Origin of the sequence: Campylobacter gastrosuis, assembly GCF_030249845.1 — a bacterium.
GTDB classification, from domain to species: domain Bacteria; phylum Campylobacterota; class Campylobacteria; order Campylobacterales; family Campylobacteraceae; genus Campylobacter_A; species Campylobacter_A gastrosuis.
This window is the reverse complement of the sequence record NZ_JANURM010000003.1, coordinates 155,933-180,977: the sequence shown is the minus strand read 5'-3', so window position 1 is coordinate 180,977 and position 25,045 is coordinate 155,933. Positions and strand designations below refer to the sequence as shown.

Annotated in this window: 28 protein-coding genes and 1 pseudogene; 16 read left to right on the top strand and 13 right to left on the bottom strand. The window is 36.3% G+C overall.

Going from position 1 to position 25,045, the window contains the following annotated elements; translation table 11 throughout:
- From NYG85_RS04800 to NYG85_RS04740, 13 genes and pseudogenes are all read left to right on the top strand, one after another.
- Positions 1-338, top strand: a 338-nt coding sequence (locus NYG85_RS04800) for a hypothetical protein (RefSeq protein WP_284937349.1), incomplete at its 5' end; no start/stop codon positions are given.
- Entirely contained in the window at positions 335-556 is a 222-nt protein-coding gene (locus NYG85_RS04795; RefSeq protein WP_284937348.1) for a hypothetical protein, read from the top strand. The genes NYG85_RS04800 and NYG85_RS04795, both read left to right, overlap by 4 nt.
- Entirely contained in the window at positions 546-875 is a 330-nt protein-coding gene (locus tag NYG85_RS04790; RefSeq protein WP_284937347.1) for a hypothetical protein, read from the top strand. The genes NYG85_RS04795 and NYG85_RS04790 overlap by 11 nt, the downstream gene beginning before the upstream one ends.
- Positions 876-897: 22 nt before the next feature.
- On the top strand, positions 898-1,311 hold the full coding sequence (locus tag NYG85_RS04785) for a DUF5675 family protein (protein WP_284937346.1): 414 nt from the start codon (positions 898-900) through the stop codon (positions 1,309-1,311).
- A 1-nt stretch (position 1,312) separates the two neighbouring features.
- A complete protein-coding gene (locus NYG85_RS04780; RefSeq protein ID WP_284937345.1) occupies positions 1,313-2,524 on the top strand; it encodes a coiled-coil domain-containing protein in 1,212 nt (403 codons plus the stop codon).
- Position 2,525: 1 nt separating this feature from the next.
- Complete coding sequence (locus NYG85_RS04775; protein ID WP_284937344.1) at positions 2,526-3,761, top strand: hypothetical protein; 1,236 nt, start codon at positions 2,526-2,528, stop codon at positions 3,759-3,761.
- Complete coding sequence (locus tag NYG85_RS04770; RefSeq protein ID WP_284937343.1) at positions 3,745-3,906, top strand: hypothetical protein; 162 nt, start codon at positions 3,745-3,747, stop codon at positions 3,904-3,906. Before NYG85_RS04775 ends, NYG85_RS04770 begins: the two co-directional genes overlap by 17 nt.
- A 1,125-nt stretch (positions 3,907-5,031) precedes the next feature.
- Complete coding sequence (locus NYG85_RS04765) at positions 5,032-6,087, top strand: thiamine-phosphate kinase (RefSeq protein WP_284937342.1); 1,056 nt, start codon at positions 5,032-5,034, stop codon at positions 6,085-6,087.
- Positions 6,088-6,098: 11 nt separating this feature from the next.
- Entirely contained in the window at positions 6,099-6,791 is a 693-nt protein-coding gene (locus NYG85_RS04760) for a thymidylate synthase (protein WP_284937341.1), read from the top strand.
- Positions 6,791-7,717 (top strand): PIN domain-containing protein, encoded by a 927-nt coding sequence (locus tag NYG85_RS04755; protein ID WP_284937340.1) that lies wholly within the window; start codon positions 6,791-6,793, stop codon positions 7,715-7,717. The genes NYG85_RS04760 and NYG85_RS04755 overlap by 1 nt, the downstream gene beginning before the upstream one ends.
- A gap of 11 nt (positions 7,718-7,728) precedes the next feature.
- A pseudogene (locus NYG85_RS04750) lies at positions 7,729-8,343 on the top strand (protein kinase domain-containing protein); the annotation flags it as partial.
- A 27-nt stretch (positions 8,344-8,370) separates the two neighbouring features.
- The gene (locus NYG85_RS04745; protein ID WP_284937339.1) at positions 8,371-9,054 is read left to right on the top strand and encodes a vWA domain-containing protein; all 684 of its coding nucleotides are present in this window, start codon (positions 8,371-8,373) and stop codon (positions 9,052-9,054) included.
- Between the two features lie 35 nt (positions 9,055-9,089).
- Positions 9,090-9,872, top strand: a complete 783-nt coding sequence (locus NYG85_RS04740) for a PP2C family serine/threonine-protein phosphatase (protein WP_284937338.1) — start codon at positions 9,090-9,092, stop codon at positions 9,870-9,872.
- Between the two features lie 667 nt (positions 9,873-10,539).
- Here the strand turns inward: NYG85_RS04740 and NYG85_RS04735 are convergent.
- From NYG85_RS04735 to NYG85_RS04720, 4 genes are all read right to left on the bottom strand, one after another.
- Entirely contained in the window at positions 10,540-10,671 is a 132-nt protein-coding gene (locus NYG85_RS04735; RefSeq protein ID WP_284937337.1) for a hypothetical protein, read from the bottom strand.
- A gap of 93 nt (positions 10,672-10,764) precedes the next feature.
- Entirely contained in the window at positions 10,765-11,022 is a 258-nt protein-coding gene (gene rpmA, locus NYG85_RS04730; protein ID WP_034968623.1) for a 50S ribosomal protein L27, read from the bottom strand.
- An 11-nt stretch (positions 11,023-11,033) separates the two neighbouring features.
- Complete coding sequence (rplU, locus tag NYG85_RS04725; protein WP_284937336.1) at positions 11,034-11,345, bottom strand: 50S ribosomal protein L21; 312 nt, start codon at positions 11,343-11,345, stop codon at positions 11,034-11,036.
- Positions 11,346-11,484: 139 nt separating this feature from the next.
- Positions 11,485-12,513: a cytochrome-c peroxidase gene (locus NYG85_RS04720; RefSeq protein WP_284937335.1), complete on the bottom strand. Its 1,029-nt coding sequence runs from the start codon at positions 12,511-12,513 to the stop codon at positions 11,485-11,487.
- A 133-nt stretch (positions 12,514-12,646) separates the two neighbouring features.
- Here NYG85_RS04720 and flhB point away from each other — a divergent pair, with 133 nt between their 5' ends.
- On the top strand, positions 12,647-13,723 hold the full coding sequence (gene flhB / locus NYG85_RS04715; protein WP_284937334.1) for a flagellar biosynthesis protein FlhB: 1,077 nt from the start codon (positions 12,647-12,649) through the stop codon (positions 13,721-13,723).
- A gap of 21 nt (positions 13,724-13,744) precedes the next feature.
- Here the strand turns inward: flhB and NYG85_RS04710 are convergent, their stop codons facing one another.
- The 6 genes from NYG85_RS04710 to NYG85_RS04685 all read right to left on the bottom strand — a co-directional run bounded on the left by NYG85_RS04710 (position 13,745) and on the right by NYG85_RS04685 (position 19,396).
- Positions 13,745-15,391 carry an anaerobic C4-dicarboxylate transporter gene (locus NYG85_RS04710; RefSeq protein ID WP_284937333.1) on the bottom strand — a complete coding sequence of 549 codons (1,647 nt, stop codon included), beginning with the start codon at positions 15,389-15,391 and terminating at the stop codon, positions 13,745-13,747.
- Between the two features lie 609 nt (positions 15,392-16,000).
- Complete coding sequence (locus tag NYG85_RS04705) at positions 16,001-16,510, bottom strand: metallophosphoesterase (protein WP_284937332.1); 510 nt, start codon at positions 16,508-16,510, stop codon at positions 16,001-16,003.
- Positions 16,507-17,094: a DedA family protein gene (locus NYG85_RS04700; RefSeq protein WP_284937331.1), complete on the bottom strand. Its 588-nt coding sequence runs from the start codon at positions 17,092-17,094 to the stop codon at positions 16,507-16,509. The genes NYG85_RS04705 and NYG85_RS04700 overlap by 4 nt, the downstream gene beginning before the upstream one ends.
- A 2-nt stretch (positions 17,095-17,096) precedes the next feature.
- Positions 17,097-17,735, bottom strand: a complete 639-nt coding sequence (locus NYG85_RS04695) for a LysE family translocator (protein ID WP_284937330.1) — start codon at positions 17,733-17,735, stop codon at positions 17,097-17,099.
- Positions 17,736-17,771: 36 nt separating this feature from the next.
- The gene (locus tag NYG85_RS04690; RefSeq protein ID WP_284937329.1) at positions 17,772-18,551 is read right to left on the bottom strand and encodes a MetQ/NlpA family ABC transporter substrate-binding protein; all 780 of its coding nucleotides are present in this window, start codon (positions 18,549-18,551) and stop codon (positions 17,772-17,774) included.
- A gap of 68 nt (positions 18,552-18,619) precedes the next feature.
- Entirely contained in the window at positions 18,620-19,396 is a 777-nt protein-coding gene (locus tag NYG85_RS04685) for a MetQ/NlpA family ABC transporter substrate-binding protein (RefSeq protein WP_284937328.1), read from the bottom strand.
- Positions 19,397-19,663: 267 nt separating this feature from the next.
- Here NYG85_RS04685 and NYG85_RS04680 point away from each other — a divergent pair, with 267 nt between their 5' ends.
- Complete coding sequence (locus tag NYG85_RS04680) at positions 19,664-19,786, top strand: hypothetical protein (RefSeq protein ID WP_284937327.1); 123 nt, start codon at positions 19,664-19,666, stop codon at positions 19,784-19,786.
- Between the two features lie 149 nt (positions 19,787-19,935).
- Positions 19,936-20,793, top strand: coding sequence for an arginase family protein (locus tag NYG85_RS04675; protein WP_284937326.1), 858 nt, complete (start codon positions 19,936-19,938; stop codon positions 20,791-20,793).
- A 17-nt stretch (positions 20,794-20,810) separates the two neighbouring features.
- Here NYG85_RS04675 and NYG85_RS04670 read toward each other — a convergent pair whose 3' ends face one another.
- From NYG85_RS04670 to NYG85_RS04660, 3 genes are read right to left on the bottom strand one after another with little or no spacing between them, the layout of a single operon-like run.
- Positions 20,811-21,494, bottom strand: coding sequence for a methionine ABC transporter permease (locus NYG85_RS04670; RefSeq protein ID WP_432264842.1), 684 nt, complete (start codon positions 21,492-21,494; stop codon positions 20,811-20,813).
- Complete coding sequence (locus NYG85_RS04665) at positions 21,479-22,435, bottom strand: methionine ABC transporter ATP-binding protein (protein ID WP_284937325.1); 957 nt, start codon at positions 22,433-22,435, stop codon at positions 21,479-21,481. The genes NYG85_RS04670 and NYG85_RS04665 overlap by 16 nt, the downstream gene beginning before the upstream one ends.
- Positions 22,432-25,044, bottom strand: a complete 2,613-nt coding sequence (locus tag NYG85_RS04660) for a valine--tRNA ligase (protein ID WP_284937324.1) — start codon at positions 25,042-25,044, stop codon at positions 22,432-22,434. The genes NYG85_RS04665 and NYG85_RS04660 overlap by 4 nt, the downstream gene beginning before the upstream one ends.
- Between the last annotated feature and the right edge of the window lies 1 nt (position 25,045).

Sequence of the window (25,045 nt, the reverse complement as noted above, 5' to 3'; positions counted from 1 at the left end):
GCACCGCTTTTATCCTATTAACCGCCTTTTTATGTAGTGTTATCTTTTTAGACACGCTAAAAATCAAGGGGCTAGATAATCAGATTAGCAAATTAAACAGCGATTTAGCCGTGTTAAGAGTGCAAAATGATATCACAAACGCCGATTTAATCACGTGCAAGGCAAACATCACAAAGCAAAACGAAGCCTTTAAAGCCCTAAGTGTGAATAACGAAAATTTAAGCCGTGAATTAAAGAGCCTAAACACAAAATATCAAAGCCTAAAAACGCCTAAAAAAATCACTTGCGAAACAAAAAAAGATTTTTACGAAAAACTATTTTTGGAGCTGTCAAAATGAAAATTTTAGCCATATTTTTACCACTTTTTTTAATGGGTTGTGCTAAGCAAAGTGTTAGTAAAACCGAGTTTGTAGAGGTTATTAAGCCCGTAAAATGCGACGCTAAAATCCCAGAAAAACCAAGCTATAACATTAACGATTTAGAAACGGCAAAGGCATTAATGATTTATCATAAACAAATAGAGCTAATTTTAAAGAGGTGCGTAAATGACAAGTGAAATTCAAGGATTTGTAACAACCGCTCAAAGTGCTGAAAAGTTAGGCATTGTAGGCGTTTTATTTTTGGTGCTTTTAGGGCTGGTGGCTTATAACTATTTTATTACAAGAGATATAAAAAGAACGCTTGAAAAAATAGATAAGACGCTAGAAACACAAAGCGAAATTTTAAATTTGCAACTCTCATTTTTTAAAGAGCATTTAATCACTGATGTAAAAAGAGAGATAACAGAGTTAAAAGGCAACGTTAAAGAGCTATTAGAGCATTGCAAAGAAAACAATGCAATAAAATATGGGCGTCGTTTAGGCGATAGCGTTTAAAAATATTTTAAAAGGACAAAAGATGATTTTAAAAATTGAAAGATTTAAAGAGATAGATGACGGCACTATCGGGCGTTTTACGCTTTTAAAGGACGATAAAATTTTACTTACTGGCTTTACACTTGAACCAGCAGGGAGCGATGAAATACGCCCTAACTTAGATAAAAGAATACCGCAAGGCGATTATAGCGTGATATGGCATAAAAGCCCACGTTTTAAGCAGGTATTGCCACTACTTTATAATGACTTAGTAAGCCGTGAGCGGTTTATCTTAATCCACGCTGGGAACTATCCAAAGCATACTGAGGGCTGTATCTTGCTAGGTAGCATTTATACAGATAAAGGCGTATTTAACTCAAAAGCGACATTAAATAGGTTTTTAGAGCTAACAAAAAATCAAAATTTAAAAGTAAAAATAACAAATGGGGGAGCATAAAATGACAGAAAAAACAACACAAACAATCCAACAAACAATCAAAGCCGAATTTTACGAACACGTGGTAAAAATCTTAGAGCTAACAACAAATCAAAACTCGCCATATTCAGAGAGTTTAAGATACCTAGATGGAAAAATCAACGATTTTAATATCCCTGAGGCTCAAAGGGTGCAAATTTTAACCCAGCTTTTGCCAAATATGACGCTTTCATTTACAAATACGGCACTTCAAACGGCTTTGGCGTTAATTGAAACGATACGAAGGGCAGAGCTAACCGAAACACAAAACCGCTCGGCTATGCTTAGCTTTGAAGTAGCAAGGCAGACAGCAGAAGCAGAAAGGGACTTGCGGATAATAGAAAGGGAAATTAAAAATTCACAACTTGCCGAACTAAACGAGCAAAGACCACTTAAATTAGAGCAGTTAAGACAGCAAAATTTAGCAGTTGCTGAGAATATTAAGAATATCACAGAACAAACAAAGGGGCACAAAGTAAAAAACGATGAGCTAAACGAGCAAAGACCACTTAAATTAGAGCAGTTAAGACAGCAAAATTTAGCAGTTGCTGAGAATATTAAGAATATCACAGAACAAACAAAGGGGCACAAAGTAAAAAACGATGAGCTAAACGAGCAAAGACCACTTAAATTAGAGCAGTTAAGACAGCAAAATTTAGCAGTTGCTGAGAATATTAAGAATATCACAGAACAAACAAAGGGGCACAAAGTAAAAAACGATGAGCTAAACGAGCAAAGACCACTTAAATTAGAGCAGTTAAGACAGCAAAATTTAGCAGTTGCTGAGAATATTAAGAATATCACAGAACAAACAAAGGGGCACAAAGTAAAAAACGATGAGCTAAACGAGCAAAAAAGCGATAAGCTACTAAATTTAAAAAAACAAGGGGTTTTGCTAGACGCACAAGCAAAAAAATTAAACACGGACACCACCTTAATCGCAGCACAAAAAGAAGCGATAACAAAGCAAGTAAGAGACAATAGACTAATAAAGGCGGTTTCTACTATGGGGGCTTTTATTAGCGAAAACCACGCAGGGGGGATGATAGTGCCTGAAACAATGACAAGATATTATTTTAGCCTAATAAGAACATTAACACACGATGAAATGCTAGACATAGGCGATATCCCGAACGTTTTTGGTATGTCAGAAAAGCCGTCCGCTGCTAAAAATCATCCTGTTTTTGGTAGGTAAAATGTTTGGGTATATTGCCTTTATTGACACCATAAATATAACGGCAAGAAGCAATGATGACACGTTTGCTTTTATGGCAGGGGGACTGCTTGATAGCACCCTTGCAGGGGGCGATAGGTTTTCTGCCTTTTCTGCCCCTAGTGCAGATTTTAGGGCTATCGGCTTAAATGCTCCGCTGTCTTTAAGTGAGGTTATTGCAGAATATGGGGAAGATTTTGCAGAATTCGCGCTTATGCCTATGCAAATTTTAACTAATCAAGAGAACGTTTTTGATATTGTGGGAATGGTTAAAGCAATGGATAAAATAAACGAAAAAAAACAAGAGGCGACTGATATTATATTACAAGCCCAAAACAAAGAGCGGTTAAAAGATGGCGGCGTAGGGGTTGATAATTACGGCAACTATAAACAAGATAGGGATATAAATAAATCATTGCAACGTGGCTTTGAGCGTTTTGCTGCCGAAGTGAGAGCCGACTCGGCTTATGAAAATGCTCTTGAAAGAGTGGCAAACTCTTATATGGGTCCGATAGGCTCAGCGTTAGCAGGGTTAGCCTATGATGCCCTAACAAAAGAGCAAATAAATATAGGCAATGTCCCTGAGAGTATATACAGCGAACTAAAATCAGCGGTGGTAAATACCACCGCAAAATTAGCAGTGACAGCGTTTGGCGTTACTTCGGTGGTTGGCATGTTTGGTATCGGATTGGCTGTTTCAGCTGCAATAGATGAGGTATTTGAAATGGTGACGGGGCTTGATAATCATTTTGGCTTTGGTGGGAGTTATGCAGGAACAACAGAGACAGGCACAAGACTTTACGAGCGACCACAGAGCTTTTTTGAAGGAATTAAAGGGATGTTTGGCTTTACGGACGGCGTAGGGCTTATTTCAGATATAGAAGGCTACAAAAAAACAGGGCAAATAGAGGGCTTTAAAAACGCCGCAGGTACTTACGTGGGGCAAATTAGCGACCATTTGGTAGAGATGAGCGACAGAATGAGAGAACGTATGGGGCGAATAAGCGAACGAGCAAAAGCGGACGCTGATTATATGGGCAGAGAGCTTGACAAAAATAACAAGGATAAACGATCGCTAGGCGACGCATTAAGAGAGTGGGATAAAAACAAAGATAGAAACGGCAGAGAAGGTGGCGGTTTTGGAAGCGCTGACGCAAAGGGCGAAACGGAGCGTGGCACAAGAGCGGGGCTAGGCGCTAGCGGTGGCAGTTGGGCGTAGCTCAGCCCTTGCTTTTGCCCTGCCCTGCTTTTTTGATTTGCTCGTGCTTTTGGCTTTGATTTTTGCTCTGCCTTTGCCTTACCTTGCCCTACTTTCTCTTTACCTTGCTTTTAATCTTGTTTTGCTTTTCATTTTTTTGCCTTAATTTTTGTTTTGTTTTTTTAAAATTTGCCCCTTTTTGCCTTTTTTTAGCTTTTGCTTTTACTTTTCTTGCTCCCACTCATTATTTTAGCTTTTGACTTTCGCTTTTTCTTTGCCTTGCTGTTGCTTTTAGTTTTTGTGCTGTTTCTTGCTCTTGCCTTTCTTTTTGTTTTTGCTTTTTTACTTAAAATTAAAAAAAATCCTGCCTAAATTTACGCCTATATTTTGCAAAACAAAACGGACAAGATTACGGACTTTTTTAACCGAAAAATCACATAAACACCACAAAACCAAGGGGTTTAAATATACTTTTGGTAGTTGGTGAACCCACCACTTAACCTTTTTTTAATTTTATTTCAGTTTCAAATAATCCTTTTTATTTACTTATTTTGCCCTTAATGTTATAAAGCAACGCAAATTTTACTAGATTTAAATAGTAAGAAATTACGGCTAACGATTTTAGGGCGACACTTAGAATCATCTACTCTTTAAGTAGGCTAAACTTATGCAACTTAAAGTAAGTAAAAAACGATAGAAAACGCACTAGCCCACACAGAACCAAACGCCGTAAAATACGCCTACGAAAGACAAACTACTACACTAGAACAAATAGAATTTAATGCAATGGTATGCAGATTATCTAGGCTCTATTGTCAAATCTATAACTAAAAATACCTTATTTAAATGCAAAAAAGACTAGCAAAAAAACGATGAAAAACCAAGTAGTTTCTTATAGTGCATATGTTATAAATAATTAAATTAAAAGAATTTAAAAATGGCTAGTATAAATTTTAGAGATGTTTTACTAAAAAATACTGATTTCAAACGAAAGTATGATGCACTAGAAGATGAGTTAAAAGTAACCAATGCACTTATACACAAGCACAACTTACTCAAAGAATGAACATTAAGTAATCTAGTAGAAAGTGAAGTTTTAAATATATAACACAAAACTTTTCTTTGTTATTTACGAGCTTGTGGAAAAAGTATGACAATAATATAAAATTTTTCATATTTTTATATCTATTGCATAATTTAATCATATATATATATATATATATATATATATATATATATATATATATATTGATAAAATACTAAAAAATATCTATCATAAAGGTATATAAAAATGACAAATACCAATATAATTTTTAAGCTTGGAGAAAAGCTATTAGTTTCTAAAATAATTGATATACTTAATGTAGATAGTAAGCTAATAGGTGGTTTTGGACACGATAGTGCATTTTTAGATATAAACATAAACGATGATGAAGTATTACTTTTAAATACCGATAGGAGTGGCTTAAATTTAACATATACTTTAAACATAAGCGATGCAAAATGCGTAGGCGACTTTGCTATATCACATTCTATTAGTGATATATTAATCTCTGGTGGCTCACCAATAGCCGTTAGCATAGCATTACTTTTACCAAAAAATACCAATTTTGAGTTTGTAAGGGACACGATGCTTGGTGCTCAAGAAGCGGCAAAAAAATATGGTGCTTTCATAGCATCTAGCGACACTAAAAATAACCATAAATTTGCCATAGTAGTTACAGCTATTGGTAAATGCAAAAAAGATCAAATCATAAGTCGTAAAGGTGCAAAAGTCGGGGATTTAATAGTAGCCACTGGATATTTTGGCACTATGATTAGTGGATATCTTGCAATTAAAAACAATCTTAAAATGTCAGCTAAAACAAAAAAATTATTTTATCAAGCCTTAACACATCAAAATCCTCCTTACAAAATAGCCAATAAAATTTCACAAGCTAAAATCGTAAATTCAGGTATAGACAACAGCGATGGTTTATCTAGCTCTATTTATACATTATGTGAAAATAATAATTTAGGAGCAATTATATACAAAGACTCATTGCCTATAAGAGATGAGAGCAAAATGGTAGCTAAAAAGCTTAATATAGATGAATTTTTATTGTGTCTTGCAAGCGGAGATTGGCAGTTTATATACTCAATCCCAAAAGAAAACGTGCAGCATTTTATGAAAATTAACCAATCAAATAACACGAAAGCAACTATTATAGGCGAATTTATTGAAAATTCTAATGTTTTGCTAAAAAGTGATAATTCGTATCATATATTACAAAAAATACAAAATGATAGATTTAGCCAAAACAGCATATTTGACCAGATATCAAAAAACATAAATTATTTAGGATAAAAAGGCATATTATGAGTGATATAGTAGTAAAAACTATCGGTGAATGTTGGTTAAGAAGTATTTCTAAGGTAATGCAAAATGGGAAGCAAAATTTTGATGAAGATGTTGAAATAATGGAATTATTAGGACTTAGTGTTAAAATTTTAAGTCCCAAATTGCAAGATGATATAGTGGATAAATTTGGTGATAAGGATATCGTTTCTCACACCTTGGATAAATTTAAAAAAGGTGTTATTATGCCAAATCGCCCTTTTACATACGCTGATCAAATTTATAATAAAAATGGTATTGATCAGTTTGAATATCTGATTAAGAGATTAGAAAAGAAGAAAGAGAGCAAATCTGCCACAATCTCGCTTTTGAGTGAAGGAGTAATGGATGCTAATTTGCCGTGTTTAAATATTATAGATATTAAAATAAGAGATGAAAAACTAAATTTACAATTTTTCTTTAGAAGCCAAAATATACTTGGGCGTCAATATGCAAATTTGCTTGCACTTGCAAAATTTCAAGCAGATTTAGCAAAAAGAGTATGTATTAAAACAGGTTTTATAGCAGGATACATAGCTTCGGCTCATATATACGAATACGACTATGAATATGCAAAATCTATAATTGCAAACAAAAACATAACTATAAAAGATAAATTTTACACAGATGGACCAAAGTCAATTAGGGAAAATTTGCAATTTAAAGGCAATTAATGCACACAAAAGATAATTTAAATAATTCATTAAATAGATTTCAAAAAATAATTAGTAATAGAAAAATTTATATAGATACAAGTAGTTTATTAAATTTTGCTTTTGAGCGTTGGCTTAATAGGTATTTGCCTATTTTAGAACAAGAAAACAAATGCTTAACCATTCTGCCAAAAGTATATGATGAACTTAAATTAAATATTAACAATAATGATTTGAACTTAGCAACCACAACCAAAAATGTTATTAAAATATTATCAGATTTAGAAAACAAACTTCTAGTTAAATTTGAACAATCCGATCTTGAAAAAACAAATGCAAATTACTTTAACGATTTTTTTTTAAAGGCAAAAAGCCAAGATTACTTACTAATAACAAATGACTACGACATATATAAAAATATTTGTTGTTACATTGGTGTTTATCGTATTAATAAAAATAGTGATATGAGTAAATTTGGAGATGATGATATCTCTAAAATTGATTCAAGAATTTTACGCCTTAATCAATCTGCCTTTAAAATATCAAAAACAATAATAAGCAGTGACGATGTAGTTAATAAAATTAGTAAAATACCCACAAAAGGCTCAACAGTATATGATGAAAATAAAAATGCAATTTTAATTTTAGATGAAATTTCAGCGGGCGGAGAAGGAATAATTTATTCAACAAATACCGAATATGTAGCTAAAATTTATAAAAAAGAACACAACACTCAACATAAATTTCAAAAACTTAAATTAATGCTAGACACACCATTTGATTGTTTTGGTGTTTGCTATCCAACTAGCCTAATATACAATACTAATTCAAAAAGCGAATTTGTTGGCTATTTAATGCCAAAGGCAAATGGCACAGAGCTTCAAAAAAGCATATTTATAAAACCATTATTTGAAAAAAATACAAAAATTGGAACAGAGTTGATTTAGTAGAACTTTTAGTAAATATTTTGCACAAAATCGTATATTTGCACTCAAAAAATATAATAATTGGTGATATAAACCCTGCAAATATTTTATTTGTTTCGCCAAAAGAAATTTATTTTGTAGATACAGACAGCTATCAAATAGGACCCTTTCCTTGTCCAGTAGGGACAATAAATTTTACAGCACCAGAAATTCAAGGTATTCACTATGGCGACTTTTTAAGAACCATGGAACACGAAAATTTTGCAGTTGCAACACTTTGTTTTATGATAATGATGACAGGAAAAACACCATATTCTCATCAAGGCGGTTCAGATCCAGCACATAACATAAAAAAGATGTTATTTCCATATCGTTTTGGTGAGAACATAACAAACGAAGTCCCTGATGGTATGTGGAAATACATTTGGTCTCATTTGCCATACAAGATAAAAGATGGATTTTATAATACTTTTAATCGCAATGGAAGTCATTCTAAGCCAAATAAACGTCTAACTTCTAGCGAATGGCTTGATATATTCAAATATTATTTAAAATTATTTAAGCGAGGTAGCCTACAAGAACAAGACAATATGAGTATTGATATTTGGCCAACTAGAGCTAAAAAAGTAATAAATAAAATTTTTTAATCTTAAAAAAAAATAAAAGGAGAATATATGAAACAAGAACTTATTAGTTTAAAGGATTTAATTGATAATCCTACACCAAGGGTTCCAGTTTGTTTGTGCCTTGATACAAGTGGTTCTATGATAGGAGATCCAATTATGGAGCTAAATGAAGGTGTTAAGCTTTTTTATGAAGCCATAAAAGAAGATGAAATAGCGCTTTTTTCAGCAGATATTGCCATTGTTACATTTGGCTCTAATGGCATTAGAGTCATAAGAGATTTTGCAGGACTAAGCACAGATGATAGTTTGCCTATTTTGGATGCAAATGGCGGGACTCCTATGGCAGAAGCAGTAAGTCTAGCACTTGAAATTCTAGATAAAAGAAAAAACGAATATCAAAACAAGGGTGTAGATTATTATCAGCCTTGGCTAGTTTTAATGACCGATGGACAGCCAGATAGTTTGCAAAATCTAGAAGAACCGATTGCTAAAATAAATGAACTTATAAATAATAAAAAACTTACCATATTTCCAATAGGAATAGGAGACAACGTAGATATGAATATCTTAGCAAAATTTTCACCAAAAAGACCGCCACTAAAATTACAAGGTTTAAAATTTAAAGAATTTTTTGCTTGGCTTAGTCAAAGTGTATCAAGAACATCACAATCAACTCCCGGTGAAAGCGTAAAGCTTGATATTGATGGTATAAAAAGCTGGGGTGAACTGTGAAATACAATATCTGTGGCTTTGCGTTACAAGGCAATATGCATATTAAAAATAACACTCCTTGTCAGGATAAAATCAGTTATATTAATAAAGAAAATTTAAGCATAATTGCATTAAGTGATGGGGCTGGATCTGCAAAGCTTTCTCATCTTGGAGCAGAGAATTCTGTAAATTTTGTATGCAATGAATTTGCTCAGAGTTTTGATTATTACTTTGAGCAAACAGATGCATCCATTGTAAAAACAAAAATCATAAATAAAATAAATGACAATATAACACAGCTTAGCAAAAAGCATAATTGCGATATTTCAGCCTTTGCCCACACCTTGCTTTTTGTGGTAATCAAGGATGATAATTTTATACTTTTTCACATTGGCGACGGTGTAATTGGATGTTTAAAAAATGGCAATATAGAAGTAGCCTCTAAACCAACAAATGATGAATTTGCAAATGTTACGGTCTTCACTACTTCACCAAATGCTATGCAAAACACAAAGCTCATCAAAGGCAAAATGCTTAATATAGATGGTTTTGTCTTAATGAGCGATGGTAGTGAGCGAAGCTTTTATGATAAAAAATCCAATAAACTTGCAAAAATTTTAGAAAGACTCTTAATTTTAAACTCTATTTTGCCAAATATGGCACTACATAAAAAACTTATCAACATTTTTAAAAATTCTGTTTTGAATAAAACAAATGATGATTGTAGTTTTTTAATGATAAGCAAAAAAAGCAAATTTTCAGAAATTACTGATGAGCAGAAATTTAAAATTTTTGGTTCTTGCAACAATAAAAATTACAAAAAACGATCAAGCTTTTAATTTTTTTACAAACCCCAAAAAATATATCTCAAATTGAGAAATTTATGCATATAAAAAATATTTTTATTAAAAAAGATCTAGATTTTTTAATAAATTTACATTTAGTACAATCATATAACAACTTATATCACTCAATGATAAAATAAATTTATTTTCTATATGTTACATTTATGCAAATGCTTTACTTTACAATTAAGACTAACACAAGAAAAATATTCAACATATTTAAATCAACCATCTCAAAAATTTAATGTAATAACTAAAAAGAAAACTAACGCAATCTTATGAAACCAATTTGAAGATACAAAAGAGAGAAAGATAATAGGAGCTAGAAAGAATTCGCATTTGTAAATAACGCTAGTGTCGCTACAAGTAGCAATGTAAGCGAGTTTATAAATTCAGGTGCAGCCGATAAAAAAGATGAGAAAAAGAGCAATGCTGGTCGCCCAAAAAAAGATGGCGAAAAACCAGTGATGGTCGCTATATATCTAATGCCAAGCGAAAAAGAGCGACTTGAAAAAGAGGCAAAAGAGCAATTTATGAGCTTATCAGGGTATTTGAAGCAAAAGATTTTGGTGTAAGCAATTAACTCTTAAATTTTAGATTTATAATCATATTTTAAAATTTGATAAAAATAGACTTTGGCTAAATTTTTATAGCAATATAATTAAAGTATTTCCCAACTACCATTATTTATCTTGATGATATTTGGTAGTTTTTCATCGCTTTGGGTTTGTTTTAAAATTTGGCGAGTTAGATGCCTGTCTAGTCTAATGCGAGTTTTTTTGATAAATTTCAAATCTCTTTTTAGAGAGTTTGGGCAACGCAATTTTTTACAATAAGAAAAATCTTTTGATTTCATAAGCTAAAATTGGGGCGAAAACCCCAAGAATTAAGCAGCTGGATAAACAGAAACTTTTTTTCTGTTTTTATCTTTACGCTCAAATTTAACGTATCCGTCAATAAGAGCAAAGATAGTGTGATCTTTGCCAAGACCTACGTTGCTACCAGCGTGTGTAGCTGTGCCACGCTGACGAATGATGATGTTGCCCGCACGGACAAACTCGCCACCAAATTTTTTAACGCCTAAGCGACGACCGATAGAGTCGCGATTATTTTGGGTTGAACCCTGACCTTTTTTGTGTGCCATATCTTATCTCCTTAGCCAGCTATGCTTACAACTTTAACACGTGTATATTGTCTTCTAAAACCGCGTTTTAGTTTTGAGTCTTTTCTTCTTCGTTTTTTATAGATAACGACTTTTTTTTCTTTACCTAAATTTACTACTTCTAAGACAACTTTTGCACCCTTAACAAATGGCACACCTACCTTTACTTCGCCGTCATTAACGACTAAAACATCTGTAATCTCAACAGATGACTTTGGCTCAGCCTCAAAGCGATCAAGGTTTAAATACTGACCTTCGCTCACTCTATACTGCTTTCCGCCGTGTTTTATAATAGCATACTTCATTGCTATCCCTTCTTTTGGTAAGTTAGTAAAAAGCACTTTGAAATTTCAAAGATTTATGGAGCTTTGTTACTTAAAAAGTCGGATTTTAGCTAAAAATTTATAAAAAGCAACTTAGGAGCGAGTTTTTCGCCCCTAAATTTTAATAATCAAGCTCTGGTTTTGAGGTTTTATCCGTTGATGCTGGTAGCATTGGATACTCAATTTTTGGCATATCGCCTGTTAGCGATTTTAAGAAAATTCCGATGCTATCCGCCTCTTTATCGCTTATATCAATACCAAGCTGGACGCTACCCATAGTCTTTATCGCCTCTTTTAGCGACCAAATCGCGCCATTGTGAAAATACGGTGCTGTTAGTTCAATGTTGCGTAAAGTTGGGGCTTTTACCATACCATTTGCGTCTCCTTTAAAGTCGCCGACATCTGCAAACTGATACTTTGACGCCACCTCAAAAGGTTGAAGTGTGCCACCTAAATTTACGCCGTTGTGGCAATTTACACAACCCTTATCAATGAAAATTTTAAACCCAGCTTTTTCATTTTTATTTAGTGCATTTTCATCGCCGTTTAGGAATTTATCAAATCTTGACGGAGTTACTAATGTCCGCTCAAAAATGCCAATTGCAGTCGTAACAAGCTCAAAATTTATCTCACTATCAAACGCCTTTTTAAACTCATAAACATAAGTTGGGATTGATTTTAGTCTATCTACGACAAGTTCTGGGGTTGAAGCCATTTCAGGCTCTGCTGTCATCGGACCAGCAGCTTGTGCGGCTAGATGAGCTGCCCTGCCATCCCAAAATTGCACAGAATTAAATACTGAATTATATACAGTTGGGGCATTAATATGATGCGGATTTGGCGTCCATTTGTGCCCTGTTGAGGCGGGAATTCCATCAGCTCCACCAAGCCCTAAATTGTGACAGGTGTTACAGCTAATTATGCCTGATTTTGATAACCTAGGATCAAAATATAGCCTTTTGCCAAGCTCAATCCTTGCCATTGTAGTCGGATACGCCTTTGCGTCTGGCGAGGCGTCATCTATCATCTTAGCAAGTGCCTTTGCGTCATTTGGCAGTGCGACTAGACCGCTTTTTAACGCCTCATCTCTTAAATCGCTAGCTGTTAAAAACGAAGCTAGTGCCACTGATGAAAGTAAAATTTTTCTCATAAATCCCCCTTGATAAAAAAATTAGATTAGAATTATAATTTAAGCTAAATTAAAAATTAATAAAAATTCTCACATTAAAAAAGCTAAAAATTTTCGCTATAATCTCGCTTAAAATTTCAAAAAACGGACAAAAATGGCTGGCGAAGACGAAGAAAAAACCGAAGAAGCGACCTCTAAAAAGATTGAAGACGCCAAAAAGGACGGCAACGTCCCAAAATCTCAAGATATTAGCGGATTTATAACCCTGCTTGTAGCGATTTTAGTTTTGCTTTTTATGCTTGATTTTATGCGTACTCAGGTGATTTCGCTTTATGAGTATTATCATAGTTTTATTGGGGTTGAGATTACACTAAAAGTGCTTCATCAAATCGTCATAAACACGCTTGGGCGGGGGCTTTTGATGATTTTGCCTATTTGCATTTGCGTGGCGATTGCTGGAATTTTTGCAAATGTTATGCAGTTTGGCTTTATCTTTACGACAAAGCCGATTACGCCGGACTTAAACAAGATAAATCCACTAAAAGGGCTTAAAAATTTATTCTCAATGAAAAAGCTAATTGAGAGCGTTAAAATCGTGGCAAAAGTCAGCGCGGTTTTTGGCGTGGCGTTCTATTTTTTTTGGCAGTTTATAAAGGAGCTACCTGAGACGATTTTTTTAAGTATGTTTGCACAGCTTGGCTGGTTAAAAGATAAGATGTTAATCTTAGTTGGCGTAATGCTTATCGTGCTTTTAGTTTTGGCTTTAATTGATATTTTTATCGTTAGATTTCAGTATTTTAAAGATTTAAGAATGAGCAAACAAGAGATAAAAGATGAGTATAAGCAAATGGAGGGCGACCCACAGGTAAAGGCTAGAATTCGCCGTGCTCAAATGGAGGCTGGTCGGCGTAGAATGATGCAACAAGTCCCACAAGCTGATGTCGTGATTACAAATCCAACTCACTACGCAGTCGCACTTCGCTACGATAAAACTCGCGAAAATGCACCAGTGGTTTTGGCAAAAGGTGTTGATGTTATCGCCCTTCAAATACGAAAAATCGCCACCGAAAACGGCGTGCAAATCGTAGAAAATCCGCCACTTGCACGTGAGCTTTACAAGCTTTGCGATATTGATACAAAAATTCCTGCAAATTTATTTAAAGCCGTCGCCGAGGTGCTAAGCTTTGTCTATATGGGCGATCAAAAAAAGTTCAAAGATAGATTAAGATAGGGCGAAAAATCGCCCTAAATTTCATAGATAGCCAAAAAGTCCGGCAAAGATATAACCAAAAATACAAGATACGATAACGCCAAGAAGTCCTGGGATTATGAAGCTATGGTTGATTACAAATTTACCAATCCTTGTCGTGCCTGAGCGGTCAAACTGAATTGCAGCAAGGTCGCTTGGATATGTCGGTAAAATATAATATCCATAACAAGCCGGTGCAAACGCCAAAATAACGGCTGGGCTAACGCCAATACCAAGTGCAAGTGGCACGAAAGCAACAAGCGCGGCTGCTTGTGAATTTACAAATTTTGAGATTAAAAGTAGCATTACAGCATAAGTCCAAGGATGCTCTTTAACCACACCACCAAGGGCTTCTTTCATCATCGGAGTATGCACGGCAAACATAGTTTCAGCCATCCACGAAATACCAAAAACAGCCACAAGTGCTATCATACCTGATCTAAAAATTTCATTTTTGCTGATTTTGCTAGCATCAGTTTTTGTAAAAATAATGATTAACGAACCAGCTAGGAGCATAAAAATTTGGATAACATCAACCATACCAAGAGCGTTGCTTTGTAGGCGAAGTTTAGCGTCGTTAAACTCCTTAATTTCGCCGTTAGCATTTGTATAAACAACAACGCCGTTATTTTTTTGCTCTAAATTTGAAGTGCTATCTTTGGCTTTGATCGCGACATTTACGCTCTCGTTTTTGCCGTATTTTATCTCGCCTTTAACGACTGATGCGTCCTTTTCTTTAAGGCTTAAAGTCGCACCTTTTATGTTTATCGTTTCAAGTAAATTCCCACTTAAAGATACGATTTTTACGCTATCTGCCTTCTTATCAAAGCCCCAGCTTGGGCGTAAGTCTTTGTAGTAGCCAAGCACGGCAACAACGGCGATAGAGCCTAAAAATATCCACATAGCAAGCCACTGAGAGCCCGGTAGCTTTTTGCCTAAAAGCGTAGTTGAGTCACCATAAACATATTTTTTAAACTCAGGGTCTTTGATTTTTTCGTTAAATTCTGGATCTTTATCAAGGTCTTTGCCTCTAAACCAGCTAAAAATTCCTATCGCTAAAACACCACAAAGCGTAGAAGGTATCGTAATTTTTAGCAGGTCAAGATAGCCGTCAAAGCCTGCTAAATGGCTCTTTGCGTCAATTAAATATGTCGTAAGCGTAACGACAGCGACTGAAACTGGACTAGCGATGATGCCCATTTGAGAGGCGATTGAACTAGCTGCCATTGGGCGTTCTGGGCGAATGCCGTTTTTAATAGCGATGTCATAAATAATAGGCAACATCGTATAAACAACGTGTCCCGTGCCACATAAAATCGTCAAAAAGCAGGTAACAAAAGGCGCTAAGATACTTACGTATTTTGGGTTTTTTCTAAGCACTTTTTCAGCGATTTGAAGCATAACATCAAGTCCGCCGCTAGCTTGAAGCGTAGCACTTGCAACAACGACTGCCAAAATGGTAAGCATTACCGAAATTGACGGCTTGCCCGGCTGAATATTAAAGCCAAAAACAAGCATAATAAGACCGATACCGCCTAGCAAACCAAGTGCGATACCGCCCTTTTTTGCGCCGTAAAACAGACAGATTAAGACAATTAAGAGCTGCACGGCAAACTGCGTGCCCTCACCTAGACTTGTTAGAAATTCCATTATTTCTCCTTACACGTTTTGGAATTTAAAATCAAAATGTAACTTTTTATAAATTAAAAATAAAAATTTAAAATTAGATTATAATTGCAAGTGATTAAAAGTTAGCTTAAAAATGTAAAATTTATTTTTTAGATTTGTTTAAAATTTAAGGGCTAGGCAAAAGCCTAAAAGCCCTTTAAATAATTTGTGCGTCTATAATTTTGCCCATCTGCATTAATTTTTTAAACTCTTTTTTCTTTGCTTCTAAATTAGAAATTTCAGCGCTAATCATCTCTATACTCCTTAAAAATTCCACGTAATTCTTAAAGCATTCATTTATAAAATTCTGCTTACGCTAATTGATATTGAGCTTAAAACTAGTGTTAAACGCTTATCTTTGGCATAAACTTTTATAAATTTCTCATATTTTTTAACAAAATTACTCTTAGGTAATTTTCAATAATTGTTGATTTATTAGCGTTTGCTTTGCCCTAAAATGCAATTCATAAAGTGATTTATAAAGTTTTTTGCTACTAATTGCTTTTTGCTTCTTTTGATTTTTTACTCTCGTTTTTTTATTATTTAAAAAGTGATATTACAAAAAACGAATTGTAAATATAAAAATAAAATTTAGCTATTTTTTGCTAGTGATTTTATCTCATCAAGCTCTAAGAATCTGGCGTTAAAATCATAGGCTACATTAAAGGCTCGTGGTAGCAATAAAGCCTTGTCGTGCATATGTCCGTGAAGGTGGATATTGCTACGAAAAAAGCCATCCCACTCAAAAATCGGGTAGTGAAAAAGCACTAAATTTGGCTTGTTTTTTAGATACAAATACTCCTGCCTACTGGCAAAATATGCGTCAAATTTAGGGCTTTTAAGCCTTTTGTCGTGATTGCCAAAAATTAGGTGGTGTTTGCCATTTAGTCGCTTTAAAATTCTCTCCGTTTCATCATCATTTGCAAAGGCAAAATCGCCTAAATTATAGACAATATCATCTGGCTTTATCGTATCATTCCAAAGTGAAATTAGGTATTCATTCATCTCTTTTACGCTCTTAAAATTCCTAGTTTTTGGGTAAATTTTAAGCATAAGTTCGTGCGAAAAATGCAGGTCTGAGATGAAGTAAGTTTTTGTCATTTTTTTACTTTTTTAATATAAATAATCGTGATAATTAGCACAAAAATTAGCAAAATTGCACTGATTAGATAAAGGACATTTTTTGATGGATTTTGCCCCAAAAAGTAGCCCACGCCAAGTAAAATCGCCACCCAAATTCCAGCTCCAAGCGTGGTAAAAAGGCTAAATCTAAACACATTCATCTTGCTAAGCCCAGCTGGCAGGCTGATGTATTGCCTAATGCCAGGTATCAGCCTACAATTAAAGGTTGAAATTTCGCCGTGTTTGTTAAAAAACGCTTCAAATTTTGCCATTTTTACCTCATTTATACCTACAAATTTGCCGTATCTCTCAATCAAGCCACGCCCAAAAAAGTAGCACAAATAGTAGTTAAACAACGCCCCAGCTAGCGAGCCAGCCACACCGCATAAAAACGCCAAAACTAGGCTCATCTCGCCACGACTAGCTAAATATCCAGCCGGTATCATCACAATCTCGCTTGGGAATGGGAAAAACGAGCTTTCTAAAAACATCATCACAAAAATGCCAAAATATCCCCACTGACTAACGACTGAAACAATGAAATTTATAACTTCGCTAAGCATTTTTACTCCGTAAATTTTAAGATGCACTCATAAGCGATAGCGAGTGAAAAGCCGGCGAAAATCACGGCGCAAACGCTATCAAGCAGGATTTGGTTGTTAAAGAAAATTTCACGCGCCTTTTTGGTAGAAAATAGCCGACCGATAGCTAAGAAAAACAGCATACTCTCAATGCTAATAACGGCGACTAGAAGCGAAATTTCAGCAAGTGAGCTCGCCTTATCTAAAAACAGAGCGAACACGCTAGCAAAGTATAAAACCGCCTTTGGATTTGATAGATTTGTAAAAAGTCCGATGATGAAAAATCGCCTTTTTTTACCGCTTAAATCGGCTGTTTGAAGCGATAAATTTTTAGGATTTTTAGCCGACTTAAAAAGCATAAAGGCTAAAAACATAAGATAAATCGCACTTAGTCCCATAATCACGCCTTGAAGTGGCGGCAGAGCGATAAAGATCGCCTTTAAGCCAAAGGCGGCTAAAAAGACCCAAGCGACAATGCCAAGCCCTATGCCAAGCGAGGCTAGGACGCTACTTTTATACCCAAAAGCAAGAGACGTCCTAAGCACCAGCAAAATATCGGGTCCTGGCACCGCCAAAACCATAATATGAACGCCCATAAGCGTTAAAAGCAGGTAAAAATCCATAAAATTCCTTAAAAAAATGCAAATTATAGCAAATTTTTAAAAGACTGGTAAAACCGCACCTTTGTAACGCTCATTTATAAAATTTCTAACCTCATCGCTGGTTACTGCCTTGCTTAAAGCCTTGATTTTTGGGCTGTTTTCGTTGCCACGTTTTGTTGCGATGATGTTTGCATAAGGGCTGTTCGTGCCTTCAATAATTAGCGCGTCCTTGCTCGGATTTAAGCCCATATCAAGCACGAAATTCGTGCTAATCGCCGCTAAATCCACGTCATTTAGGCTTCGTGGGATTAAAGCGCCCTCAATCTCAACGAATTTTAGCCCCTTTGGATTTTTTACGATATCGGCTGGGGTGGCTAAAACCGCGCTCTCATCAAGCGTGATAAGTCCGGCGTTTTGCAGAATTCTAAGCGCTCTGTTGCCGTTTGTCGGGTCGTGCGCGATTGCGATTGTGGCGTTATCTTTTAGCTCGTTTATGTTTTTGATTTTGTTTGAGTAAAAGCCAAGCGGTTCAAGATGGACGGCTACGACCTTAACTAAATCGGTGTTGCGATTTTTGTTATGCTCGTTTAAATACGGCTCGTGCTGAAAGAAATTTGCGTCTAAATCGCCGTCGTTTGTAGCGATATTTGGGATTGAGTAGTCTGTAATCTCGCTAATTACAAGCTCATAGCCTTGCTCTTTTAGCTTTGGTTTTACAACCTCTAAAATTTGGGCGTGTGGCACTGGCGAAACGCCGACAACTATGGTCTTTTCATCACTTTTTGCGTTTAAGTTTAAAGCCGCTAAAAACGCTATGGCTAGTTTTAAAATTTTCATATCTGTCCTTTTAGATTTCGCACAAAAGGTTAAAAGCCCTTGTGTTTTTGGGGCTTTCGCCCCATTTGTTAAAACGCTGGTAAAATCGTGCCGTTGTATTTTGATTTGATGAAATTTCTAACTTCATCTGAGTTTATAGCCTTATCAAGCGCCTTGATTTTTGGGCTATTTTCGTTACCTTTTTTAACGACGACGTAGTTTGTATAAGGGTTGTTTTCGCCACTTTCAAGCACGAGCGAGTCTTTTGTCGGATTTAGATTTGCATTTAGCGCGTAGTTTGTGTTAATCACCGCAACCGCAACGTCATCAAGCGCGCGTGGAGTTTGAGCCGTTTCAACCTCTATAAATTTTAGATTTTTTGGGTTTTCTGTAATATCAAGCGGAGTTTTTAACGCATTATTATTTAGCTTAATAAGCCCAGCGCTAGCCAAAACATCAAGCGCTCTGCTCTCATTTGTCGGGTCGTTTGGCACAGCTACGCTATCGCCGTTTTTTAGCTCGTTTATGTTTTTAATTTTCTTTGAATAAACGCCCATTGGCTCTAAATGAACGCCAGCCGTATGCACTAGCGTCGTGCCTTTGTTTTTGTTAAATTCATTTAAATATGGCAGGTGCTGGTAGAAATTTGCGTCAAGTTCGCCGTCTTGTGTGGCTAAATTTGGCACGACATAGTCGTTAAATTCCTTAATCACAAGCTCATAACCCTCTTTTAAAAGAATCGGTTTTGTAGCTTCTAAAATTTCAGCGTGTGGGATTGGCGTAGCGCCTACTACGATTTTCTCAGCGGCATTTGCTGATATGATTAGGCTTAGAGCAACTAGTGATGATTTAAGTAGATTTTTCATTTTTATCCTTTTATAAAATTTGCTAAATCATTTAAAAGGATAGGTTTAAAATTTCTTTTTAAATGTTTAGCTTGTGCTAAGCACTTAAAAAGAAATTCGTGCTTAGCGGTTAGTCTTTTGACACCTCTTTCTTACAACGGCACATATCGCACATATCTGATTTCATTGCTGTCCTTTCGTTTTAAAATAATTCGCTGATTGTAAGCAAAATTTATTTAAATAAAAATAAAATTTGTTAAAATTGCGTAAATTTTTTAAAGGATTTGTGTGAAAAGTAAAATTTTAGCCACCGCTTTGGCGTTTTGGGGTAAATTTGGCTACATAAATAAAAGCGGTAAGTTTGTGAAATTAACAAAACGCAAGATCTTAGTGAAAATCGTGGCTGGATAAACTATAAGAAATTTATGTTTTTAATAGATGAAAATGCAAATTTTGTGCAAAAAAGTAGCTGTATGCATTAAAATTTTGCCTTTGCTAATTTTAAAATAGTTTAAATAATTTCGTTAAAATTGCCCAAATTTCAGATAAAGGTGGCAAAAATGAGTAAAAATTTAAGGCTTTTATATCCACAATGGCAGGGTGCTTATGGTATAGAGAGCTTTTTTGATGAGAAAAATTTAAGTGCTGATGAGATAGCAAAAGGCTATGTTTTAGGCTGTGAAATTTTAAATTTCTTAGCCCCAAAAAACAATGACATAATCGCCAAAGTGCCAGTAAGCAGTGAGCGAAGTGAGCTAAAAAATGGCGTTAATTCGCAAGAGATTATAAAAAATCAGCTAAAAATAGCGTTTGAAATTTTAAACTCGCATAAGCCAACAAAAATAACCACGCTTGGAGGCGAATGCTCTGTTAGCGTGGCACCATTTTCATATCTAGCAAATATTTATAAAGATGAAGTTGCGATAGTTTGGATAGATGCTCATCCTGATTTATCTGAGCCAAATAAAACTAACTATGCTGGATTTCACGCGATGGCTTTGGCTCAAATTTTGGGTTACGGCGAGTTTAATGATGAATTGCCAACCTTTGTTAGCCCAAAAGATGCCTTGATAGTAGGGCTTAGAAGCTTTTCGCCGCCAGAGGCAAGGGCGACAAAAGAGCGTTTAAATGTCGCAAGTATCAGCTGTAATAGCGTAAATAAAAGTAGCGATGAGGTAATGGCGTGGCTAAAAGAGCGTGCTAAACGCAAAATTTTGGTGCATTTTGATCTTGACGCACTTGATCCAAATGAGCTTAGAATTGCAGTGGGAGCAGATCCAAATGGGCTAAGTATAAGTGCTGTTACTAAGCTGATAAAAGAAATTTCACAAAACTACGATATAGTAGGGCTCACGATAGCAGAGCCAATGCCAGTGCAAATGATAAAGCTACGTAAAATTTTAAACGATATAATGTAAAAAAGTAGCCTTTTGGGCTACTTTTTCGTGTATTTGTAGGCTAAATTTCCTAAAATTTGAAAGATCTGCACCATAATTATTAAGATTACGACCGTGTAAAACATAATATCAGGGCGAAATCTCTGATAGCCGTAATTTATCGCCACAGCCCCAAGACCGCCTCCGCCAACAGCCCCAGCCATCGCCGAAAAGCCGATATTTACGATAAGTGTAAGGGTAAATGCCGAGATGATTGAGGGCAGGGCTTCAACAAACATAATGCGAAAAATTATCTGAAAATTACTCGCTCCAAAGCTTTTTGCGGCTTCAATAATGCCCTTATCAACCTCCTTAAACGCGCTCTCAATGAGCCTTGCCACAAATGGAGCGGCGCCGATCGTTAAAGGCACGATAGTTGCCGTCGTGCCAATGCTAGTGCCAACAATAGCGCGAGTTACTGGGATTAAGACGATGATTAGGATTATAAACGGGAAGCTTCTAAGCGTGTTTATGACAAAGTCAAGCACCAAATAAAGCTTAGCGTTTGGCTTCAAGCCGTCTTTATCAGAGATGATTAGCAAGACCGCTGGTATTAAGCCTATTACAAAGGCTAAAAGCGTTGAAACCACGCTCATATAAAGCGTTTCGTTAATTGCGGGCAGTAAAATCCGCGAAAAAATATCTGCAAATTTCAAAAAGTCAAACATCACGCTACCTCCCATAAAACGCCACTTTTTGCGATGTAGCCAAGCACGGCGTCCTTGTCCTTTTCATCTACGTTTATTACTAGGTTGCCAAGCACGTTCTCATTTAGGCGTTCAAGTTTGCCCCAGACGATGTTAAAATCAATGTCAAGTGTCCTTGCCATATGCGTTATGACGCTATTTTGCGCCACCTCTTTTGGGAAAAATAGCCTGATATTTACGCCACTTTTGGGCAAAATTTCATCTTCGCCTAAAAATTCCTTCATCTTTAAATCCGGCTTTAAAAACAGCTCTTCAATCCTGCCCTGACCGATAATAGTGCCTTGTTCAAGCAAGACAGCGCGATTTGCCACGCTTTTAACTACGTCCATTTCGTGAGTTACAAGCACGATCGTGATGCCAAGCTCTCTGTTTATCTTGCTTAAAAGCTCTAAAACGCCCTTTGTCGTGTTTGGATCAAGTGCTGATGTCGCTTCATCGGAGAGCAGAATTTTCGGATTTAGCGACAACGCCCTAGCGATTGCCACACGCTGTTTTTGACCGCCTGAGAGCGAGTTTGGATAGGCGTTTTTCTTGCCGTCAAGCCCGACAAGGCTAAGCAGTTTATTTACTCGCTCGTTTATGTGGCTCTCGCTCTCGCCCCAAAAGCGAAGCGGTGTGGCTACGTTTTCAAAGACGCTCTTTCGGCTCATTAACGCAAAGTGCTGAAAAATCATACCGATATCTTTGCGAAATTTACGTAACTCATCGCCGTTTATCTCGCTTATCTCTTTGCCAAAGACCTTTACGCTGCCACCCTGATAGCTTTCAAGTCCGTTTATACAGCGTAAAATCGTGCTTTTACCAGCACCACTATGCCCCACAAGAGCAAAAATTTCGCCCTGCTTGATACCAAAACTCACGTCATTTATCGTGAGCGTATCGCCGTAGAATTTCTTTAAATTGTTGATTTGTATCAAATTTTTACTCCAAATTTTGCTAACTCTGCATTTACATTTTTGAGTTGATTTTTGGCGTTTTCTAGCCCTTCTTTGTTGGTTTTTATGACCGCTTCTGGGGCGTTTGCTACGAAATTTTGGTTATTTAGCATATTGCTTAGCTTTTCTATCTCTTTTAAAAGTTTGTTTTTTTGCCCCTCTAAACGCTTTACAATCTCGCTTGTATCAATGCCAGAAAGTGGCACAAACGAGCTTAGATTAGCACTGACATCAACGCAAGAATTTGCCACTTCATCGCTTGTAAGCTCTATCTCATCGCACTTTGCAAGGGTTTTTATGTATCTTAGATACTCGCTACTTAAATTTTCATTTAGCTTTAAAAACGCCTTTGCGATTTTTGCGTTGCCTAAATCCACACTGGCTTTTGCGCGGCGAATGCTAATAATGGCTTCAATGATTAGCGAAAATTTCGCTTCAATGTCTAAATCGCGCTCTAAAATTTCTGGATATTTACTTATCATTATTGAGCCGTTTGCAATATCAGTCCCGCCAAGCTCGTGGTATAAAAACTCCGAAATAAACGGCATAAACGGACTAAGCGCCTTCATCGCCTCTTTAAAAATGGCTCCAAGCTCAGCGACGCTTGATTTATCCGCCTTGCTAAGCTCAATGCCCCAGTCGCAAAACTCATCCCATAAAAATTTATAAAGCGCGTTTGCGGCGTCGTTAAAGCGGTAATTATCAAGGTTTTCACGCACGACTGCCACGCATTCGTTAAAACGGCTTAACATATATCTACCAAGCTCCGTTTTTACCTCGCCTAAATCGGCGAAATTTTGCTCGTTCATCAAAAAATATTTGCTTGCGTTATAGAGTTTGTTTGTAAAATTTCTAACAAGCACGAGTTTTTCTTCGCTTAGGCGAATATCACGCCCTTGCACCGCTAAAATCGCAAGAGTAAATCGCAAAATATCAGCCGAATACTCATCAATCTTATCAAGCGGATTTATGATATTACCGCTACTTTTGCTCATCTTTTTGCCGTCTTTATCCTTTACGAGCGCGTGAAGATAGATATCTTTAAATGGCAGCTCATTTAGGGCGTTTTCGCTTTGAAACATCATCCTAGCAACCCAGAAAAACAAGATATCAAAGCCAGTAATTAGCATCGTATTTGGGTAAAACTCAGCTAAATCGCTCTCAAACCACTTGATATTTTTTAGCTCCGCTCCGTTGCCCCAGCCAAGCGTAGAGATAGGCCAAAGTCCGCTAGAAAACCACGTATCAAGCACGTCTGGATCTTGCCTGAAATTTACCCCGCCACACTTTGGACAAGCCTTTGGCTCATCGTCCTCATCAGCCCACTCGTGTCCGCACTCGCAGTAAAATACTGGGATTTGATGTCCCCACCAAAGTTGGCGAGAGATACACCAGTCTTTAAGCTCTCTCATCCACGCATTAAAGCTGTTTATCCAGTGGCTAGGGTAAAACTCGCTGCCACCTTCATTTACCTTTCGTATCGCTTCATCGGCGATCGCGCTTTTTACAAACCACTGCTTTGAAATGTATGGCTCAACGACATTTTTACAGCGGTAGCAGTAGCCTACTTGGTTTTCATAGTCCTCTATCTTTTCAACGTTGCCTAAATTTTCTAGCTCTTTTACAACGATATCGCGAGCTTCTAGGCGTTCAAGTCCGGCGAATTTACCGCAATGCTCGTTTAAAATGCCCTTTTCATCAAATATAGTTAGGAATTCTAAATCGTGGCGTTTGCCGACCTCGTAGTCGTTTGTATCGTGCGCTGGAGTAACCTTAACTATACCAGTGCCAAAGCCCATATCAACGTGCTCGTCGGCGATGACCTTTATCTTTTTATTTACAATAGGCAATACAACGTTTTTGCCGATAAATTTTTTATATCTTTCATCATCAGGATGAACCATAACTGCCGTATCACCAAAATATGTTTCAGGTCTTGTTGTAGCTACAATTAAAAACTCATTGGAATTTTCAAAATAATATCTTAAATAATAAAGCTTGCCTTTGTTTTCTTTATGCTCAACCTCAATGTCGCTTAATGCTCCGTCGTGCGTGCACCAATTTACCATATAGTTGCCACGCACGATTAGCCCTTTTTTGTATAAATTTACAAACGCCTTTTTAACCGCCTTTTTTAGCCCAGCATCCATCGTAAATCGCTCTCTGCTCCAAGCGGGCGTGATACCAAGACGGCGCATTTGATAGACTATCTCGCCGCCACTTTGCTCTTTCCACTCCCATACTTTTTTGATAAACTCATCTCGCCCAAGCTCTTCTTTTGTAACACCCTTTGCTAAAAGTTGCTTCTCAACGACATTTTGCGTGGCGATACCAGCGTGATCAAGCCCCGGTTGCCAAAGGGTTTTATATCCGTCCATTCGCTTAAAACGTGTCATAATATCTTGAAGCGTAAAAGTGAGTGCGTGTCCGATATGAAGCACTCCGGTAACGTTTGGTGGCGGCATCATAATGCAAAATGCTTTGCCATCTTTTTGAATATTTTTATTGCCGTTAATCTCAAAATATCCTTGCTCTTCGCAAAATTTATAATACTTTTCTTCAATCTCTTTTGGGTTGTAAAAATCTGCCATT